The sequence below is a fragment of the Ruegeria sp. BG10 genome (assembly GCF_056538575.1).
On sequence record NZ_JBQFTI010000001.1, the window covers coordinates 1,031,568 to 1,046,926 of the forward strand.

General features: G+C 58.8%; 16 protein-coding genes. 5 read left to right on the forward strand and 11 right to left on the reverse strand.

Annotated features, from left to right (window positions below; translation table 11 throughout):
• Window positions 1–7: 7 nt before the first annotated feature.
• A complete protein-coding gene (gene speB / locus ACR0D8_RS05020; RefSeq protein WP_480644990.1) occupies window positions 8–982 on the reverse strand; it encodes an agmatinase in 975 nt (324 codons plus the stop codon).
• 151 nt (window positions 983–1,133) lie between these two features.
• On the opposite strand from speB, the gene ACR0D8_RS05025 reads away from it, so the two are divergent.
• The 3 genes from ACR0D8_RS05025 (at window position 1,134) to ACR0D8_RS05035 (ending at window position 3,530) form a co-directional block, all read left to right on the forward strand.
• Window positions 1,134–1,976 (forward strand): glycosyltransferase family 25 protein, encoded by an 843-nt coding sequence (locus ACR0D8_RS05025; RefSeq protein WP_480644992.1) that lies wholly within the window; start codon window positions 1,134–1,136, stop codon window positions 1,974–1,976.
• A 130-nt stretch (window positions 1,977–2,106) separates the two neighbouring features.
• On the forward strand, window positions 2,107–2,475 hold the full coding sequence (locus ACR0D8_RS05030; protein ID WP_475160271.1) for a group I truncated hemoglobin: 369 nt from the start codon (window positions 2,107–2,109) through the stop codon (window positions 2,473–2,475).
• The gene (locus tag ACR0D8_RS05035) at window positions 2,472–3,530 is read left to right on the forward strand and encodes an adenylate/guanylate cyclase domain-containing protein (protein WP_475160275.1); all 1,059 of its coding nucleotides are present in this window, start codon (window positions 2,472–2,474) and stop codon (window positions 3,528–3,530) included. Before ACR0D8_RS05030 ends, ACR0D8_RS05035 begins: the two co-directional genes overlap by 4 nt.
• A 7-nt stretch (window positions 3,531–3,537) precedes the next feature.
• Here the strand turns inward: ACR0D8_RS05035 and ACR0D8_RS05040 are convergent, their stop codons facing one another.
• The 9 genes from ACR0D8_RS05040 to guaA all read right to left on the reverse strand — a co-directional run bounded on the left by ACR0D8_RS05040 (window position 3,538) and on the right by guaA (window position 12,804).
• Window positions 3,538–4,152, reverse strand: coding sequence for a TetR/AcrR family transcriptional regulator (locus ACR0D8_RS05040; protein WP_480644995.1), 615 nt, complete (start codon window positions 4,150–4,152; stop codon window positions 3,538–3,540).
• Window positions 4,153–4,256: 104 nt separating this feature from the next.
• Window positions 4,257–5,126, reverse strand: a complete 870-nt coding sequence (gene ppk2 / locus ACR0D8_RS05045) for a polyphosphate kinase 2 (protein ID WP_480644997.1) — start codon at window positions 5,124–5,126, stop codon at window positions 4,257–4,259.
• Between the two features lie 49 nt (window positions 5,127–5,175).
• Window positions 5,176–6,129: an alpha/beta fold hydrolase gene (locus ACR0D8_RS05050; protein WP_480644999.1), complete on the reverse strand. Its 954-nt coding sequence runs from the start codon at window positions 6,127–6,129 to the stop codon at window positions 5,176–5,178.
• Window positions 6,119–7,036 (reverse strand): homoserine O-acetyltransferase MetA, encoded by a 918-nt coding sequence (metA, locus tag ACR0D8_RS05055; RefSeq protein ID WP_480645001.1) that lies wholly within the window; start codon window positions 7,034–7,036, stop codon window positions 6,119–6,121. Before metA ends, ACR0D8_RS05050 begins: the two co-directional genes overlap by 11 nt.
• Before the next feature lie 39 nt (window positions 7,037–7,075).
• Complete coding sequence (locus ACR0D8_RS05060; RefSeq protein WP_480645003.1) at window positions 7,076–7,948, reverse strand: ATPase; 873 nt, start codon at window positions 7,946–7,948, stop codon at window positions 7,076–7,078.
• A gap of 49 nt (window positions 7,949–7,997) precedes the next feature.
• On the reverse strand, window positions 7,998–8,894 hold the full coding sequence (locus tag ACR0D8_RS05065) for a DMT family transporter (RefSeq protein WP_480645004.1): 897 nt from the start codon (window positions 8,892–8,894) through the stop codon (window positions 7,998–8,000).
• 100 nt (window positions 8,895–8,994) lie between these two features.
• Window positions 8,995–10,119, reverse strand: a complete 1,125-nt coding sequence (locus tag ACR0D8_RS05070) for an OmpP1/FadL family transporter (protein WP_480645005.1) — start codon at window positions 10,117–10,119, stop codon at window positions 8,995–8,997.
• A 121-nt stretch (window positions 10,120–10,240) separates the two neighbouring features.
• On the reverse strand, window positions 10,241–11,146 hold the full coding sequence (locus tag ACR0D8_RS05075) for a DMT family transporter (protein ID WP_480645007.1): 906 nt from the start codon (window positions 11,144–11,146) through the stop codon (window positions 10,241–10,243).
• Between the two features lie 98 nt (window positions 11,147–11,244).
• Window positions 11,245–12,804, reverse strand: coding sequence for a glutamine-hydrolyzing GMP synthase (guaA, locus tag ACR0D8_RS05080; protein ID WP_480645008.1), 1,560 nt, complete (start codon window positions 12,802–12,804; stop codon window positions 11,245–11,247).
• A gap of 91 nt (window positions 12,805–12,895) precedes the next feature.
• Here guaA and ACR0D8_RS05085 point away from each other — a divergent pair, with 91 nt between their 5' ends.
• Complete coding sequence (locus tag ACR0D8_RS05085; RefSeq protein WP_480645009.1) at window positions 12,896–13,342, forward strand: GNAT family N-acetyltransferase; 447 nt, start codon at window positions 12,896–12,898, stop codon at window positions 13,340–13,342.
• 130 nt (window positions 13,343–13,472) lie between these two features.
• On the forward strand, window positions 13,473–15,017 hold the full coding sequence (locus tag ACR0D8_RS05090) for a trimethylamine methyltransferase family protein (protein WP_480645011.1): 1,545 nt from the start codon (window positions 13,473–13,475) through the stop codon (window positions 15,015–15,017).
• Here the strand turns inward: ACR0D8_RS05090 and ACR0D8_RS05095 are convergent, their stop codons facing one another.
• Window positions 15,018–15,317, reverse strand: a complete 300-nt coding sequence (locus ACR0D8_RS05095; protein WP_480645012.1) for a DUF6477 family protein — start codon at window positions 15,315–15,317, stop codon at window positions 15,018–15,020.
• Window positions 15,318–15,359: the final 42 nt, after the last annotated feature.

The window sequence follows — 15,359 nt, forward strand, 5'->3', positions numbered from 1 at the left end:
AGGGCGATCAGCCCTTCCTGCCTTTTTCATGATAGATGAACCCGATGAAGTTCAGCAGCACCTGGGCTGCCAGAATCTGGGTGCTTTCGGTGGGGTCGTAATTTGGGGCGACTTCGACAAGGTCGATGCCCACGACATCGCCGCGCTTTGCCAGCCCCTGCAAAATCTCCAGCACGTCGTAATAAAGGAACCCGCCGTGACTGGGCGTTCCGGTGCCTGACGCGATAGAGGGGCAGAAAGCGTCGATGTCTATCGTCACGTAGTACCGTGCATCTTCCGGTATCCTCGCCAAAACGCCTTCGGTGCCCAGTTGGCGCACCTGCCGAACGGACAGGATATCTGATCCACGGGCACGGGCGTCTTCATATCCTTCCTTGGCGGTAGAGGAGACGTTGCGAATGCCCAGTTGGGTCATGCCAGAAACATAAGGCTTTTCAATCGCCCGGCGCATCGGGTTGCCGTGGCCAGCGGTCACGCCGTGCCGCTCGTCCACGAAATCCAGATGCGCGTCGATCTGAACTACGTGGATCGGACCGTTTTGCGCGCAGTCGCTTTCGAACGCGTTGATGCAGGGGATATTGACCGAGTGGTCGCCACCGATCGTGACGGGCAGGGCGCCCGCCTCAAGCATTCTTTCGACACCGAACTGAATGTTGGCGTGGCTTTCATCCGTTTTGGTGTGAATGATGTCGGCGTCGCCAATATCGACCATACGCACAGAGGCATCCAGATAGGTCGCGTCATCCTCATGGTCGTAGGCACCGGCGTGCCCAAAACTGAACAGGGTCGATGCCTCACGCACGGCGCGCGGTCCGAACCGCGCACCGGACCGCCATTGGGTTCCGAAATCAAAAGGCGCGCCCATGACGGCCACGTCTGCATCGATCTGATCCCAATCTTCGACATAGGGCGATTTGCCAAAGGTCGAAATGCCCACGAACGGCAAGTTCAGGCGACCGCTTGAATACCCATGAGATGACATTGCGTGATTCCTGTTTCTTGTTCTTCCCGGGCAGCTTAGGCAGGATACGCGCACCTGAACAGTTCGCGCAGCGACATCAGGTGTCGTTGCGTGGGGTTGATTGTCCGGTTCAGCGGCGTGTATCTGACGCAAGCGTTGGAAAGGAATTGCCTTGGGACATCACGAGCTGCCATCAGGAACGGGTGTCTACTATATAAATCTGGACCGGGTGCCCGAGCGAAAGGCATTCATGGAAAGCCAATTCGCCCATGCAGGACTGTTCGGTGCCCAGCGGTTCAGCGCGACCGACGCGCAGCAATCCGGCGCTTTGGACGGCAACGGTTATGTTCCCGGAACCGGCAGCCGGTGGGGGTTGAAGCAAAGTGAGATCGCCTGTTTCGAAAGCCACCGCGCCGTCTGGCAGACGGCGATCGACCGCGGCCACAAGGCGGTGGCTGTTTTCGAGGATGACGTCGAAATGTCAGCCCGGGCTGGTGAGGTCATTACGGCCCTGCTGGGCCGCGCTGCGGGTTTCGATTTCGTCAAGCTCGACTATTCGCCCCGCGCCCTGCGGTTCGGTCCCGAAACCGAGATTGGCGGCGTTCCGGTTCGACCGATGCTGGAAATGGCCCCAAGCGCGGCGGCTTATGTCCTGTCGCAGGGGGCGTGCCGCAAATTGTTGTCGTGGTCCGAACAATACTCGGACCACCTTGACGACTTCGTCTCGATCCCACGTCCCGACTGGCGCATGTACCAGTGCTTCCCGGCCGTCGGGGTGCAGATGATCTGGTCGAAACAGCAGGATCAGACATTGGAAACCGTCAAGGTCAGTGAACGCTCGCAGGACAAGAAAACCAACAGCGGTCTGGACAAGGGCCCGCTTTGGTTCCGCATCAGACGGGAAGTGCAGGCCACCCGCCGCAAGCTGTACTGGCGCCGTGGTGGACAGGCGCGGTTGTTGGCGCAGGGCGGGTTTGTCGGCTTTATTCCCTGTGCGGATGATCTGAGCGTTTAGCCCCGTCCGAGCGCCTTAATACCACACCCTGTCAGGGCAGGTTGGCGCTTGCCCCTTATAAGCGTTAACAAAACTATCGATTTGATATAGTCTTGCAGTGTTGTTTGTTGTTAGCGCTTGGGTGTGTGGTGTGGGTCAGACAATTTATGAACGATATGGCGGGTTTAAGACGATCAGCCGGATTGTGATGACATTCTATGAAATGGCCCTGGATTCCGAACAGATCGGGGGTCATTTCGAAGATATCGACATGCCACGCCTCATAGATCATCAAACGAAATTCGTATCCTCTCTGGTCGGTGGTCCCGCATCCTTCAGCGATGAAAGAATTGAGGCCGTGCACCGGCACCTCAACATAACTCATGCGGATTTTGATGAGATGGCCGAGCTTTTCGGCGAGGCGCTGGCGATGCATGGGATGGAGGACAGCCACATCAAGATCGCGCTGCAAGCCATCGAATCCAAACGCGCCATCATTGTCGCGCGTGACGCCGCATGAGCATTCTGGCCATCAACGAGCAACTTCTGCGCGCGATTGGTGTCGGCGTGGCGGTGGTGCGGGCCTCGGACCTCACCTTTGTGTTCCACAATGGTCCTTTCGCCGAGTGGTTCGGCGAACCGACGCAAGAGCAGACCTTGTTGGACCTCATACCATCTCTTGATCAACGTGAACTGGATGACGTGAAACAGTCCGGTCTGCGCTATTCGGTCGAGTTGCAGATCAAACCCAAACGCAGAACGCTGATCTTCGCGACGGCGGTTTCGCTGGCGAACGGATTGACCGAACAGGTGCTGGTTGTCGAATGCCAGAACATCACCCGTATTCGCGAACTTGAAAGCATGATCGACAGCTATTCGACCATGGTCGAGCGCAATACCCGGGAACTGGAGCGTGAGAAGGAGCGCGTCGAACGGTTGTTGCTGAACCTGATGCCGCGCGCGGTCTACGAAGAGTTCAAGAGCTTCGGCGTGGTAACGCCGCAGCTTTACGATCAGGTCTCGGTGGTCATGCTGGATTTCGTCGGCTTCACCGATTTTGCCGCCAAGACGGACCCGACCGTCACGCTGAGCGAGTTGAACGACATCTTCACGGCGTTCGACCGGATTGTTGAGCAGTTCGGATGCGAGCGGATCAAGACAATCGGTGACGCCTATCTGGCGGTTTCGGGAATGCCCGATCCAACGCCGGACCACGCAACGGCAGTGGCGCATTGCGCGGTCAGGTTCCTGCGATACCTGGAACGGCGCAATGAAAGTCATCCGCACAAATGGCAGGCCCGCATCGGCCTTGGCATGGGGGCCGCAGTGGGTTCGGTCGTGGGTATTCAGAAATACGTCTACGATGTGTTCGGCCCTGCGGTGAACATTGCTTCCCGCCTGCAAGTCTTTGCAAACCCTATGAATATCGTAGCGCCGGAGGAGATGAAATACGCCCTGATCGACGAATTTCAGGTCGCAGACATTGGGCGTGTGGACATCAAGGGGATGGGCGAGATGGAACTGATCAATGTCACTTCGGGCCTCAGCGCGCCGCAGCCCCGGGTTAAGTTCTGACGCAAACTTATTCGTCCTGCGGCACCAACCCCAGACCGCGTAAATAGATGCCAATGCCGCTTTCCAGCAGGTCTTCGGGCGGAAACGGCGAACTGGCACCGGTGTTGCGCGCATAGAGCTCCACGACGCCATGGCTCATGGCCCAGATATGGGCGCTGAACATCGACGCCGGTGGTCGTTTATCCGGCGGGATGTGCTGAGAGAGATCGGCCGCCGCTTTTTCCAGCACGCTCTTGGCGCGGTTTGCAGCCATCGCCAACTCGGGCGTCCGGTTGACCGAAATCCCGCTTTCGAACATGGCGATGTAGTGGCCGGGGTGCTTGCGCGCAAACGCCAGATAGGCGCGTCCGGTCGCCTCGAACGCGGCCAGAGCGGATGGCTGACCCTTGTCATATGCGTATTGCATAAGGTCGGCGAACATCTCGAACCCTTGCCGGGCGGCTTCGGCAATCAGGTCTTCGCGGCCGTGAAAATGCCTGTAGACGGCGGCGGGCGTCACACCTGCGGTTTTTGCAGCCTCGGACAAGGTAAAGCCGGTCGGACCCTTTTCTTCGATCAGGGACAGGGCGGCCTCGATCAAAGCCTGCTTCAGGTTCCCGTGGTGATACCCGCGTTTTGTCATCCCTGTATCAGGCACCTTTTTGTTTAAGCCTCTGGAATCCAGGACATAGCCCCTGAGCGCATCCACGTCCAACCCCGGTCACACCGGATGCCCCGCAAAATCCATCACGCGTCCCAGATTTCCGGCCCACCGCAAATCTTGGGATCGTTGGGACCGATGGCGTCGTTGTCCTTTTCGTCATAGGGCAGGGCGTGCAGAACGGTCCGAATGGCTGCCAGCCGCGCCCTTTTCTTGTCGTCCGACCGAATGATCGTCCAGGGGCAATTATCTGAATGGCTGCGCGTCAGGGTTTCGGAAATGGACTGGCTGTATTCCTTCCATTTGTTCAATCCCGCGACGTCTATCGGGCTGAGCTTCCATTGCTTCAGCGGGTCTGTTTCGCGGGCCAGAAACCGGCTCAGCTGCTCTGCGCGCCCGACGTTCAGCCAGAACTTGAAAAGTGTAATCCCGTCATTGACCAGACCTGTTTCCAGCGGCAGAACCTGACGGAAGAAACGCTCGCGCTCTTCATTGGTGCAGAACCCGAAAACATTCTCGACCACGCCCCGGTTGTACCAGCTGCGGTCAAAGAACACGATCTCTCCGGCAGACGGCAAGTGCTGGATGTATCGCTGAAAATACCACTGGCTGCGTTCCATGTCCGAAGGCTTGCTGAGCGCAACGTTCCGCGCGCCGCGTGGGTTCAGGTTCTCCCGGAACCGCTTGATTGTGCCGCCTTTTCCGGCCGCATCGCGACCTTCGAAAATTAGCGCAACCCGATGATCCGTTTCCTTGATCCAGGATTGCATCTTGACCAGTTCGATCTGCAGCTTTTCCATTTCCTTCTCGTAGTCCTTGCGCTTCATGCGTTCGGAATACGGGTAGGTGGGGTTCAGGATGTCGCCTTTTTCCGCGGATTCGATTGCCTTCCGCACCTCTTTGGGCGCGTCATGTCGAAAGTACTTTTCGATGGAACCTCTTTCGGAACGGGCCATGGCCTACCTCAGCATAAAATCCATATCCTACTATGGATTAGCTGCGGGCTTAACGCAAACCCGCGCGTTGTGCTGCACGGTCTATCGCGGCGGCGACTTCGGGGGCGGCGACGACCTGGGGCATGTGTCCGATGCCGGGCAGTTCGATCAGTTCGGCACCGGGGATCTGTTCGACCAGACGCTCGGAATGCCAGCCCAGACCTACCGTCGTGTCGGCCGTTCCATGGACGATCTCGGTCGGCACGGAAATTTCGCTGTACTTTGGTTGCAGCGAACGGACTTCGTCAAGAAGGTTGGCGCGCTGTTTGGCGTTTGCGTGCATCGAGGCCCGTCGCATCGTCAGGCCCGGGCCAAAGTGTTCGGCGTACCCTTCGGGCGCGGATTGCGGAGCAAAGACCTGATCAAGCGCTTTTTCGACATACCATTGCGGCACAAAAGCACTGATCAGCGGCAGGGCCAGCGCGTTACCCGCCGGGGTGGATGCCAGTTGGTTGAACCCGTCCAGGGGTGTCTCCCACGGGATTGCGGCGGGGGCGATCAGAACCAGCGCCGAGATACTGTCGGGCCGGGTCACCGCCCAGGCAAGCGATACAGAGCCGCCATAGCTTTGACCGGCGACGATGGGTTTATCCGCGCCCAGCTGCGCGGCGGCCTTTTGCAGTATTGCGGCCTGTTCTTCGATTGTCTCACCTTCCGGGTTAAAGCTGGCGCTGTAACCCAGGCCGGGGCGGTCAAACACGATGACCCGGAAGTGTTCCGCCAATATCGGAGCGAGTGCAAAGGTCATGTCGCGGGTATTGCCGCTGGACCCGTGGATCAAAACCACATCCGGACCCTGGCCCATGGTCACCGCATGTACCGCGATGCCGTCGACCATGACGATCTGACCTTCGGGCGGAAAGGCGGCTTCGGCGCGAGCCTCGTTCCGTGCGGCGCGCCATGTGGTGACGACCGTCATGGCCACAAGGAACAGGCCGAAGGTTATGAACGCCTTAGTCGCCAATTTTTTCCAGATCGAACGGGGTGGATTGATAAATCTCGTTGATCCAGTTGCCATAGAGCAGATGCGCATGGCTGCGCCAACGGTTCTGTGGCGGCTGAGCCGGATCGTCGTCAGGGTAGTAGTTCATCGGCACGTTGATCGGCGTGCCATTGGCGACGTCGCGATCATATTCCTGTTTCAGCGTATCGCTGTCATATTCGAAATGGTTGAAGATATAAATCGCCCGATGCGCGCGGTCTTCCACCAGACAGGGCCCGACTTCGTCACTGCCCAAAAGCGTGTCCAGACCGGGCGCACCGTCGATTTCGTGCTGTTTCATCTCGGTCCAGCGGCTGACGGGGATCACGCAATCGTCGGAGAACCCGCGCAGGAACGGCGAGGCCGGGGCCAGATTGCGGTGACGAAAGCAGCCAAACGCTTTGGCGTCCAGCATGTGTTTGCGCACACCGTGGAAATGATTGATCATCGCCATTCCGCCCCAGCAGACACCGAATGTCGAATGAACGTTGGTCTGGGTCCAGTCAAACACTTCGGCCATTTCGTCCCAATAGGTGACGTCATCGAACTCCAGATGCTCGATCGGAGCGCCGGTGATGATAAGACCGTCAAACCGTTCGCCCTTTACCTCCTGAAAGGGGCGATAGAACTCGGCCATATGTTCGGCGGCGGTGTTCTTGGTCCGGTGTTCGGTCATGCGGATCAGCGACAGATCGATCTGCAGCGGGGTCGCACCGATCAGGCGGGCAAACTGGTTCTCGGTCTGGATTTTCTTGGGCATCAGGTTCAGCAACCCGATCCGCAGGGGGCGGATGTCCTGACGCATCGCCTGATCCTCGGCCATGACCATGACACCCTCTTGGGTGAGAACGTCAAATGCAGGAAGGTCGGAAGGAATCTTGATCGGCATCAGGTGCAAGCCTTTGGAGAAACAGTGTAGATGCGGTAATTAAGCGCGGTTCGCGCGGGTCTCAAGGGTGCGTTCGATCAACTCATCGAAATCGGCGGCGTCGCGGACCTTGTGCATGTCGTCCGCGGTGACCGAAACACCCCAGTTGGCAGCCATCGCCTGATAGCGCGGCTGACGGTGGGCCAGAGCCTTTGCGTATGTCCAGCGGATAAAGGCATCAGGGTCGACATCCTCGGCCCGGCACCCGTTTTGCGACAGGTAATCATTCCAGACGCGGGTCAGAAACTCGGGCTGGTAGGACATCGGCTTTGGTGCCTTGTCAAAGCGCCGGATCAGCTCGGCGGTGTGATCCTCGTCCCCCTGGATCCAGATCATCAGGGTCTGGCGGGACAGTTCCGACAAAAGGTGATCGGCCGGATCGCTGGGGTCCACCCATTCACAGATCGACCCGCCGGTGTCGCAGATAAAATGCGGGTAATGGTACAGCCGCTGCGCCCGGTCGATGAAGTACTCGGTGTCCAGAAGCGCGTGAATTTCAGCCTGACGGAACTGCTCTTGCCGGCGGCGGTATTCCGGCAGTTCCAGCCCCCCCAGCGCAGGATTTCCGGGTTTGCCCAGATATGCCGCCACCGGGGTCAGGTTTTCGAACGAAATGTTCGAGCCGATGAAGATCGAATCCGACAAAAGCATGTCGCGTAAAAACGGCACTTTCATCGCCTCGGCCTTGGCGTTGTCGGTGATGTATTCGCCCATGTACCGGGTGCCGATCCGGTAATCGATCGAATAGTGGAACCAGTCCCCTGAATCTCGCAGGACATTGGAGACAAAGGTTTTACCCAAGCCCGACATGCCGAAAAACAGCACTTTCTTGCGTGCGGCATCACGCCAGTCTTTTGCCGAGCCGTAGATCATCGTCCGCTGTCCCTTTTTCCGACCTAGCTAAAACGGGCAGGGGGCGGCGTCAATCATCAGTGCGGGACCGGTTGAGGATCAAAAGCCCGGCGGCAAGGATGGCAAATCCCAGATAGGCCTGCGGCGGCAGCGCCTCGTCACGCAGAACCGCTCCCAGAACGATGGCAACAGGCGGAATGATCAGCGTCACAAGCATCAGGTTTCCCGCGCCTGCCATCGCCAGCACCCGGTAATAGAGCAAATAGGCACCGGCCGTGGCAATCAAAGCATAATAGGCGATGGCGCTCCAGGTTATCAGCGGCAGATCCAGTGTCGGCACGCCGTCCACCATCAGGGTTACGGGCAGGATCAAAATTGTTGATCCCGTCAGCATACCCGCCGCGGCAATGATCGGGGGCAGGTCGGACAACGTAACCCGGGCCCAGGCCCCGGCCAGAGCGTAAGAGATCGTGCCTGCGATGATCGCCAGTTGCGCGACGCTTTGCAGGCTGAAACCGGCGAAGTTCTGTAGACCGATCGCGACGGTCACGCCCAGAAAGCCAAGTCCCACACCCAGCGCTCGCGTGCGCGTCAGCCGTTCGTCCCGGAAAAACAGTGCCGCTGTCAGCACGCCGAACACCGCTGTTGCCGCGTTCAGGATCGAGGTCAGGCCGGTCTCGATGTAAAGCTGCCCCCAGGCCATCAGCGAAAACGGTATTGCATTGTTAAGCAGGCCCATGACCAGGAACGCGCCCCAAATTCTGGGGCTGCGCGGAACTGACAGACGCCTGAGCCGTACAACCAGCCACAGTGCGAGCATCGCCCAGAAGACACGGTGCAGCACGGATGTCATGACCGGAACGGTGTCCAGCGCAATCCGAATCGCCACAAACGAGGCGCCCCAGATCAGCCCGAGCAGCAACAGCTCGGACCAGGCACGCGGAGAGAGATGTCTTTGAGTTTCCATGTGCCCAATTACGCCCGACAAGTTCGGCAAGGCGACCCGAAACTTGCGAAAAAAAAACCCCGCTGAATCAGCGGGGTCCGTATTGGTGGTTTTGGCCGGATTAGTTCAGGGCGTAGGTGACCTGAAGACCAACACTCCAGGCGCTGTTGCCGCTGAAGTCCGCACCTTGATTGGTGGTGGCGTCGCCGATGTCGGTGTAACGGACACCGCCGGAAATCTGAGCGTTTTCAAGCGAGTATGTTCCGCCCACGCCGATGCTCCAGAAACCGTCGGTCGGGCCGAGGTCCGAAACAGTGGCATCGGTCGAGGTCTCATATCCGACGGTCACAGCACCCGAGAACTCTTCGGAGAACTGGTAGCCCATGCCAAGCGTGTAGGTGAAGGTATCGTCGTCATAGTCCAGCAGGTTGCTGCCGGTGATGCCAACGTAAACCGGCGGTGCGTAGACCGACTGCGGCCAGTCCACCCATCGGATCGAACCGAACAACAGGGTCTTCGGTGCAACGCCTGTCTGGAAGTCCAGGTTGACGGATTGCGGTGTCACAACCTCGGTCTCGGTGTCGGCGGTGAACACGCCCGCAGGAATCGGCGGAACGATGTTGTTGGATTCGGTCTGCGACAGGTTATGCGTGATCTTCGAGTTGTAGGTCAGCGAGACCCGGGCCGCAATTTCCGGCTTTTCCCAGGCGACGCCAACGACATAGCCAAAGTCGACTTCCGCGTCGATGTCGACCTCATAACCGGCCGCGGCAGGGACCGCCACGTTACCAGTCAGGCGCTGAGCCCGCACACCACCGATGGCGCTGAACCCGCCGTCGAACTTATAGCGGAACAAAGCGGTAATGGTGTCTGTGTCTGCTTCGGCGCGCAGAACGTCGGTGCGGCCGCCAAACGGAGCGGTCGGGTTCTGCGACAGGGGGTAGTTCGATGAGTATTCGACGTCGGCGCCGAACGGCTGATCGTAGATCAGGGCAAAATCCAGATTCTCGGTCAGCGACGTCTTGTAACCCAGATGCGGGGTGAAGAAGTCATTGGCGACGTTGCCCGAGTCAACTCCGCCGAGTGTGCCGGATACGTCGGGGTTGGTGTAACCAAGGCGAAACTGCACGACAGAGTTTTCTTCGAAGATCAGGTTGATCCCCTGGCCGCTGCGATCGAGGCCGCCTGCATATGCCCCCGTCGCTCCAACGCAAACTGCGCACGCCTGAAGAAGCGCTTTTTTCATTATGTCCTCCCTTAAGGTGTCCTGGTGGTCAGTGCCGGTTGACGATCGGTGCTGCCTGACCCGCTGTGTGGTGCTCGATACTTTCTAAAGCTGCATTCTACCGTCAACTGGTGACGGTGCGTTACTTCTGGCGAGTGTTATGCAGCACTGTTGCCAAACTGTTACGATTTTCGGCGTGAACGTTCAGAAAGATACCTGAGAAGATCACCGCCGCCCCAAGCAGGGTCCAGTGATCCAGCGGTTCGCGATACAGAATCATGCCGACAATCGCGATGGTCGGCAGCCGGGCAAAGTCGAACGGAACCACCACTGTTGCCGGTGCGATGGCCAGCGCGTTGGTGATGCAGTAGTGCGCCAACAGCCCCGCCAGCCCAACCAGAAGCAGATACGGCGCGGTGCTGGCTGTGGGCATCGCAATCTGCCCGTCGAAGCCCGCAGCGATCAGGCCAAGTACGGCCTGCATGACCGTCAGCCAGAACATGATGCATCCGATGCTGGCAAAACGAGTGAGCTTTTTGGTGGAGATCGTTGTCAGCGCAAAGAACACAGCGGACAGTGCCGCCGTCAGCACTCCGGCGCTCAGGGGTACCGCGCCCGGTCGGGCGACGATGAGGATTCCGGCGAAACCGATCAGCGCGGACATCACACGCACCGTTGTCAGGCGCTCGCGCAACAAAAGCGGGGACAAAAGGATCACCCAGATGGGCTGCGTAAACTCAAGCGCGAAGACCTGCGCCAGAGGAATAACCGTGACGGCGTAGAACCACAGGTTCTGGCCAGTGAAGTGCAAAAGGTTGCGGAGACCGTGCAACCCAAGCCTGTATGTGGAAACCTGATGCCATTTCTTCGACCACGTCAGAACCAGTGCGACCACACAGATCCCGACGAGGCTGCGGAAGAACATGATCTCGAACGTGTCATGCGTGGCGCTCAACTCGCGGCCGGCGACCGCCATGGAGGAAAAGGACGCAATCGCCCCCGTCATCCAAAGCGCGGCTTTGCCGATTTGCGGTTTGGTGGTTTCCATGCCCCTGCCTGAGAGTCTGGTAAGTTACGCGACTGAAATATATTGTTTTTCGCGCGATCCCAATCAACAAAAAAGCCGGAACACCGCCCGGCTTTTGGTTATTCCCACTCGATGGTTCCCGGAGGTTTCGAGGTGATGTCATAGGTGCATCGGTTGATGCCCTTGACCTCGTTTATTATGCGCGTAGCGGTTTCACCGAGGAATTCGTGACTGAACGGATAGTAGTCTGCGGTCATACCGTCCACTGACGTCACCGCACGCAGCGCGCAGGCATAGTCATAGGTGCGGCCGTCGCCCATCACGCCAACGGTGCGGACGGGCAATATGGCGACAAAAGCCTGCCAGATATCGTCATACAGCCCGTGCTTGTGAATCTGATCGATGTACACAGCGTCCGCTTCGCGGAGGATTTCCAGCTTTTCGCGCGTAATCTCGCCGGGGCAGCGAATGGCCAGACCCGGCCCGGGGAAGGGGTGGCGGCCGATAAAGCTGGACGGCAGTCCCAGTTCGCGACCCAGGGCGCGCACCTCGTCCTTGAACAGTTCGCGCAGGGGTTCAACCAGTTTCAGGCCCATTTTTTCTGGCAGGCCGCCGACATTGTGGTGCGACTTGATCGTGACCGAAGGGCCACCAGAGAAGGAAACCGATTCAATCACGTCCGGATACAGCGTGCCCTGCGCCAGAAACTCGGCGCCGTCGATAGTGTCGGCGTGTTTCTGGAACACGTCGATGAACAGCTTGCCGATGATCTTGCGTTTGGTTTCCGGATCGCTCTGGCCTTCCAGCTTGCCCAGGAACAGCTCGCTTTCATCCGCGTGGATCAGCTGAATGTTGTAATTGTCGCGGAACATGCCGACGACCTCTTGCGCCTCGTTCTTGCGCAGCAGCCCGTGGTCAACAAAGACGCAGGTCAGTTGGTCGCCGATCGCCTCGTGGATCAGGATCGCCGCCACTGAACTGTCGACACCGCCAGAGAGGCCGCAGATGACCTTTTTGTCGCCGACCTGCTCGCGGATCTTTTCGATCATCTGTTCGCGATAGGCACCCATGGTCCAATCGCCCTGGAACCCGGCTAGTTTGACGAAGTTTTCGTATAGCTTTGCGCCTTTGGGCGTGTGGTGCACCTCGGGGTGGAATTGCACTGCATAGAAGTGGCGCGCGGGGTCTGCCGTGATTGCGTAGGGCGCGTTGGGCGAGGTGCCGTAGACCTCAAAACCCGGGGCGATTTCGCTGACATGGTCGCCGTGGCTCATCCAGACCTGTTCGTCACCTTCGGCAAACCAGCCATCAAGAATGTCTAGCTGGTCCTTCGGAGTGACAAAGGCACGACCGAACTCGGCCGTGCCATGGCCGCTTTCGACCTTGCCGCCAAGCTGGTGCATCATCACCTGCTGGCCATAGCAAATGCCAAGGATCGGCACGCCGTAGTCAAAGATTTCCTGCGGTGCCCGCGGCGACCCATCGCGCGTCACGCTGTCCGGACCGCCCGAGAAAATAACGGCTTTTGGTGCCATTTCCCGCACGAACTCCATCGTGACATTCTGATATGGGTGAATTTCGCAATAGACATTCAGTTCGCGCAGGCGGCGGGCAATAAGCTGCGTTACCTGGCTGCCGAAGTCGATGATCAGAAGGCGGTCATGGGTGTCTTGGGTCATGCTTGGCTATTAGGTCGCAAGCCTTGCATGTGCAAGCGATATGACGTCAATTGTGCAAATCTGCCCCGGGAATTGGAAGGAAGCGCCTGTGATGTCAGAAATCCGGTTCAGGGCAGCGGTTCCCGCCGACGCCGACGCGGTGCGGACCTGTATCGAACTGGCCTATGCGGACGCCAGGCGTGATATTGCGGATTTGCCGGATGTCGCGGGTGGCGTTTCCGAGGAAATTGACCGGCACGTCGCCATGGTGGCCGAGATCGAGTCTCAGATCGTTGGTGCCATCTTTTTCGGCCTCGTTGATGATGCGGTCATGATCTTCAACCTGGCCGTTTCCCCTGCCGCGCAGGGCCGGGGGCTGGCGCGGCAACTTATGGGGTTCGCGGAACGTTTTGCCGCGGAGAAAGGATGTAAGCGTCTGAAACTGCGAACGCACCGCAAGATGCACGGAACCATCGCCATGTACCGCCACATGGGCTGGAAAGAAGTTGAGCAGGGCGGCAACGGCATCGCAATGCAGAAACCTGTAAACGCGGGTTAAGAACCAAACCAGAGGCCGCTTGTGGTCGCCAATGTCGCTTTTCCCCCCAGAGCGCCGTAAAACAGATGCTGGCGGTTGATGCGGTCCTGTAACAGAATGACCAAATCAACCATTCAGACGGGATTTTCTCATGTCAGAGGCAAACACCCGGCGCAGGGCGAGAGGTGGCGGTGGCGCTGCCCGCCGGGCCGAACGCACCGCAGTTCGTATCGAGACCGCGAAATACATCGAAAGGAACATTCCGAATTTCGAGATCCTCAACGAAGAAGCGCTGGAGATCATCGAAACCAACGCGGAAACCGTTCTGGCCGAGGTCGGCGTCAATTTCGTCGATAATCCGGGCGCGCTGCAGCGCTGGAAAGACGCCGGTGCCGATGTCGACGGTGAGCGTGTGCGCATTCCGCGTGGGCTGGCGCGTGAGTTGATCAAGACCGCACCAAGCCAATTTACCCAGCACGCCCGCAACCCCGAGAAATCCGTTGTCATCGGCGGCCGCAATCTGGTTCTGGCCCCGGTCTACGGCCCGCCTTTCGTGCGCGATGCGCAAGGTGGCCGTCGCTATGCGACGATGGACGATTTCAATAAGTTCGTGAAACTGGCCTATATGTCCAAGTGGCTGCACCACTCGGGCGGCACGGTGTGCGAACCGACCGACGTGCCGGTGAACAAGCGTCACCTGGACATGCTGATGGCGCATATAACTCTGTCAGACAAGCCGTTCATGGGGTCAGTCACCGATCCCAGCCGGGCGCAGGATTCGGTCGAGATGTGCGAGATTCTGTTCGGCAAAGAGTTCGTGCAGGAAAACACCGTCATGACCTCGCTGACCAATATCAACTCGCCGATGACCTTCGACGACGTGATGATGGGCGCGCTTGAGGTTTATGCGCGCAACAATCAGGCCTGCATCATTTCGCCGTTTATCGTCGGCGGTGCGATGGCGCCCGTTTCTGTTGCAGGAACGCTGACCCAGGTGCTGGCCGAAGTCATGGCCGGCGTGGCTTACAGCCAGCTCATCCGACCGGGTGCGCCCGCGATCTTCGGTGCCTTCGTTTCGTCGATTGACATGAATTCAGGTGCGCCGACCTTTGGGACGCCAGAGGCGTCGCTGGTCACCTATGGCGCCGGGCAACTGGCGCGGCGGCTTGGCCTGCCGTTCCGTTCCGCGGGTTCGTTCTGCGGCTCAAAGCTGCCGGACGCTCAGGCGGCGTACGAAACCGCCAACTCGCTGAACATGGGTCTGATGGCCGGCGTAAACTTCATGCTGCATTCCTGCGGCTGGCTGGAAGGCGGTCTGGTCGCGGACTTTGAAAAGTTTGTCATGGACGCTGACCAGTTGGGCGTTCTTCACGGTCTGGCCAAAGGCGTTGCCTATGACGAAAACGCGCAGGCCATGGACGCCATCCAAGAAGTTGGCCCCGGTGGCCACTATTTGGGCTGCGCCCACACGCAGGCCAACTTCAAGGAAGCGTTCTGGAAATCGGAAATGCTGGACTACAAGCCTTATGAGACCTGGGAAGACGAGGGCGCGCGCGATACGCGGCAACTGGCCTCGGCGCGGGTCGAGCATCTGCTTGCCAACTACCAGCAGCCGCAACTCGACCCGGCAATCAACGCCGCGTTGAATGAATATGTGGCGGAAAAGAAAGCATCCATGCCGGACGCGTTCACTTGATCATTGATATTGTGCGGCGCGGCTGGCCTGAAACAGCTGCGCCTCACCCAACAGCGCAATCAGCAGGTCCAGATGACGGACCAGGGAATAGGCGGTATCCTCGGCCAGCCGTTGCGCGTTAACTTCTCGTTCCAATTCCAACAATCGGACAAGTGCGGCACCCGTACCGGGCAGCGCGCCGTAGCCCAGCAGTCGATGCAGATGCCTGTCCCGATCGTAATCCTGCGCCCCGAATTTTGCAGCCCGCGCCAACAGACGGGGGCGGCGGAGGGCGGTAATCATGGTCATCAGGTCCTGCATTCGGGGGTTCCTTTATCTGAACGAAAGTCCCCCTTTTTGTGA

Coding starts and splice junctions, on each gene's coding strand:
- speB (WP_480644990.1), bottom strand. CDS start 982: ATGTCATCTCATGGGTATTCAAGCGGTCGCCTGAACTTGCCGTTCGTG.
- ACR0D8_RS05035 (WP_475160275.1), top strand. CDS start 2,472: ATGAGCATTCTGGCCATCAACGAGCAACTTCTGCGCGCGATTGGTGTC.
- ACR0D8_RS05040 (WP_480644995.1), bottom strand. CDS start 4,152: ATGACAAAACGCGGGTATCACCACGGGAACCTGAAGCAGGCTTTGATC.
- ppk2 (WP_480644997.1), bottom strand. CDS start 5,126: ATGGCCCGTTCCGAAAGAGGTTCCATCGAAAAGTACTTTCGACATGAC.
- metA (WP_480645001.1), bottom strand. CDS start 7,036: ATGCCGATCAAGATTCCTTCCGACCTTCCTGCATTTGACGTTCTCACC.
- ACR0D8_RS05060 (WP_480645003.1), bottom strand. CDS start 7,948: ATGATCTACGGCTCGGCAAAAGACTGGCGTGATGCCGCACGCAAGAAA.
- ACR0D8_RS05065 (WP_480645004.1), bottom strand. CDS start 8,894: ATGGAAACTCAAAGACATCTCTCTCCGCGTGCCTGGTCCGAGCTGTTG.
- ACR0D8_RS05070 (WP_480645005.1), bottom strand. CDS start 10,119: ATGAAAAAAGCGCTTCTTCAGGCGTGCGCAGTTTGCGTTGGAGCGACG.
- ACR0D8_RS05075 (WP_480645007.1), bottom strand. CDS start 11,146: ATGGAAACCACCAAACCGCAAATCGGCAAAGCCGCGCTTTGGATGACG.
- guaA (WP_480645008.1), bottom strand. CDS start 12,804: ATGACCCAAGACACCCATGACCGCCTTCTGATCATCGACTTCGGCAGC.
- ACR0D8_RS05085 (WP_480645009.1), top strand. CDS start 12,896: ATGTCAGAAATCCGGTTCAGGGCAGCGGTTCCCGCCGACGCCGACGCG.
- ACR0D8_RS05090 (WP_480645011.1), top strand. CDS start 13,473: ATGTCAGAGGCAAACACCCGGCGCAGGGCGAGAGGTGGCGGTGGCGCT.
- ACR0D8_RS05095 (WP_480645012.1), bottom strand. CDS start 15,317: ATGCAGGACCTGATGACCATGATTACCGCCCTCCGCCGCCCCCGTCTG.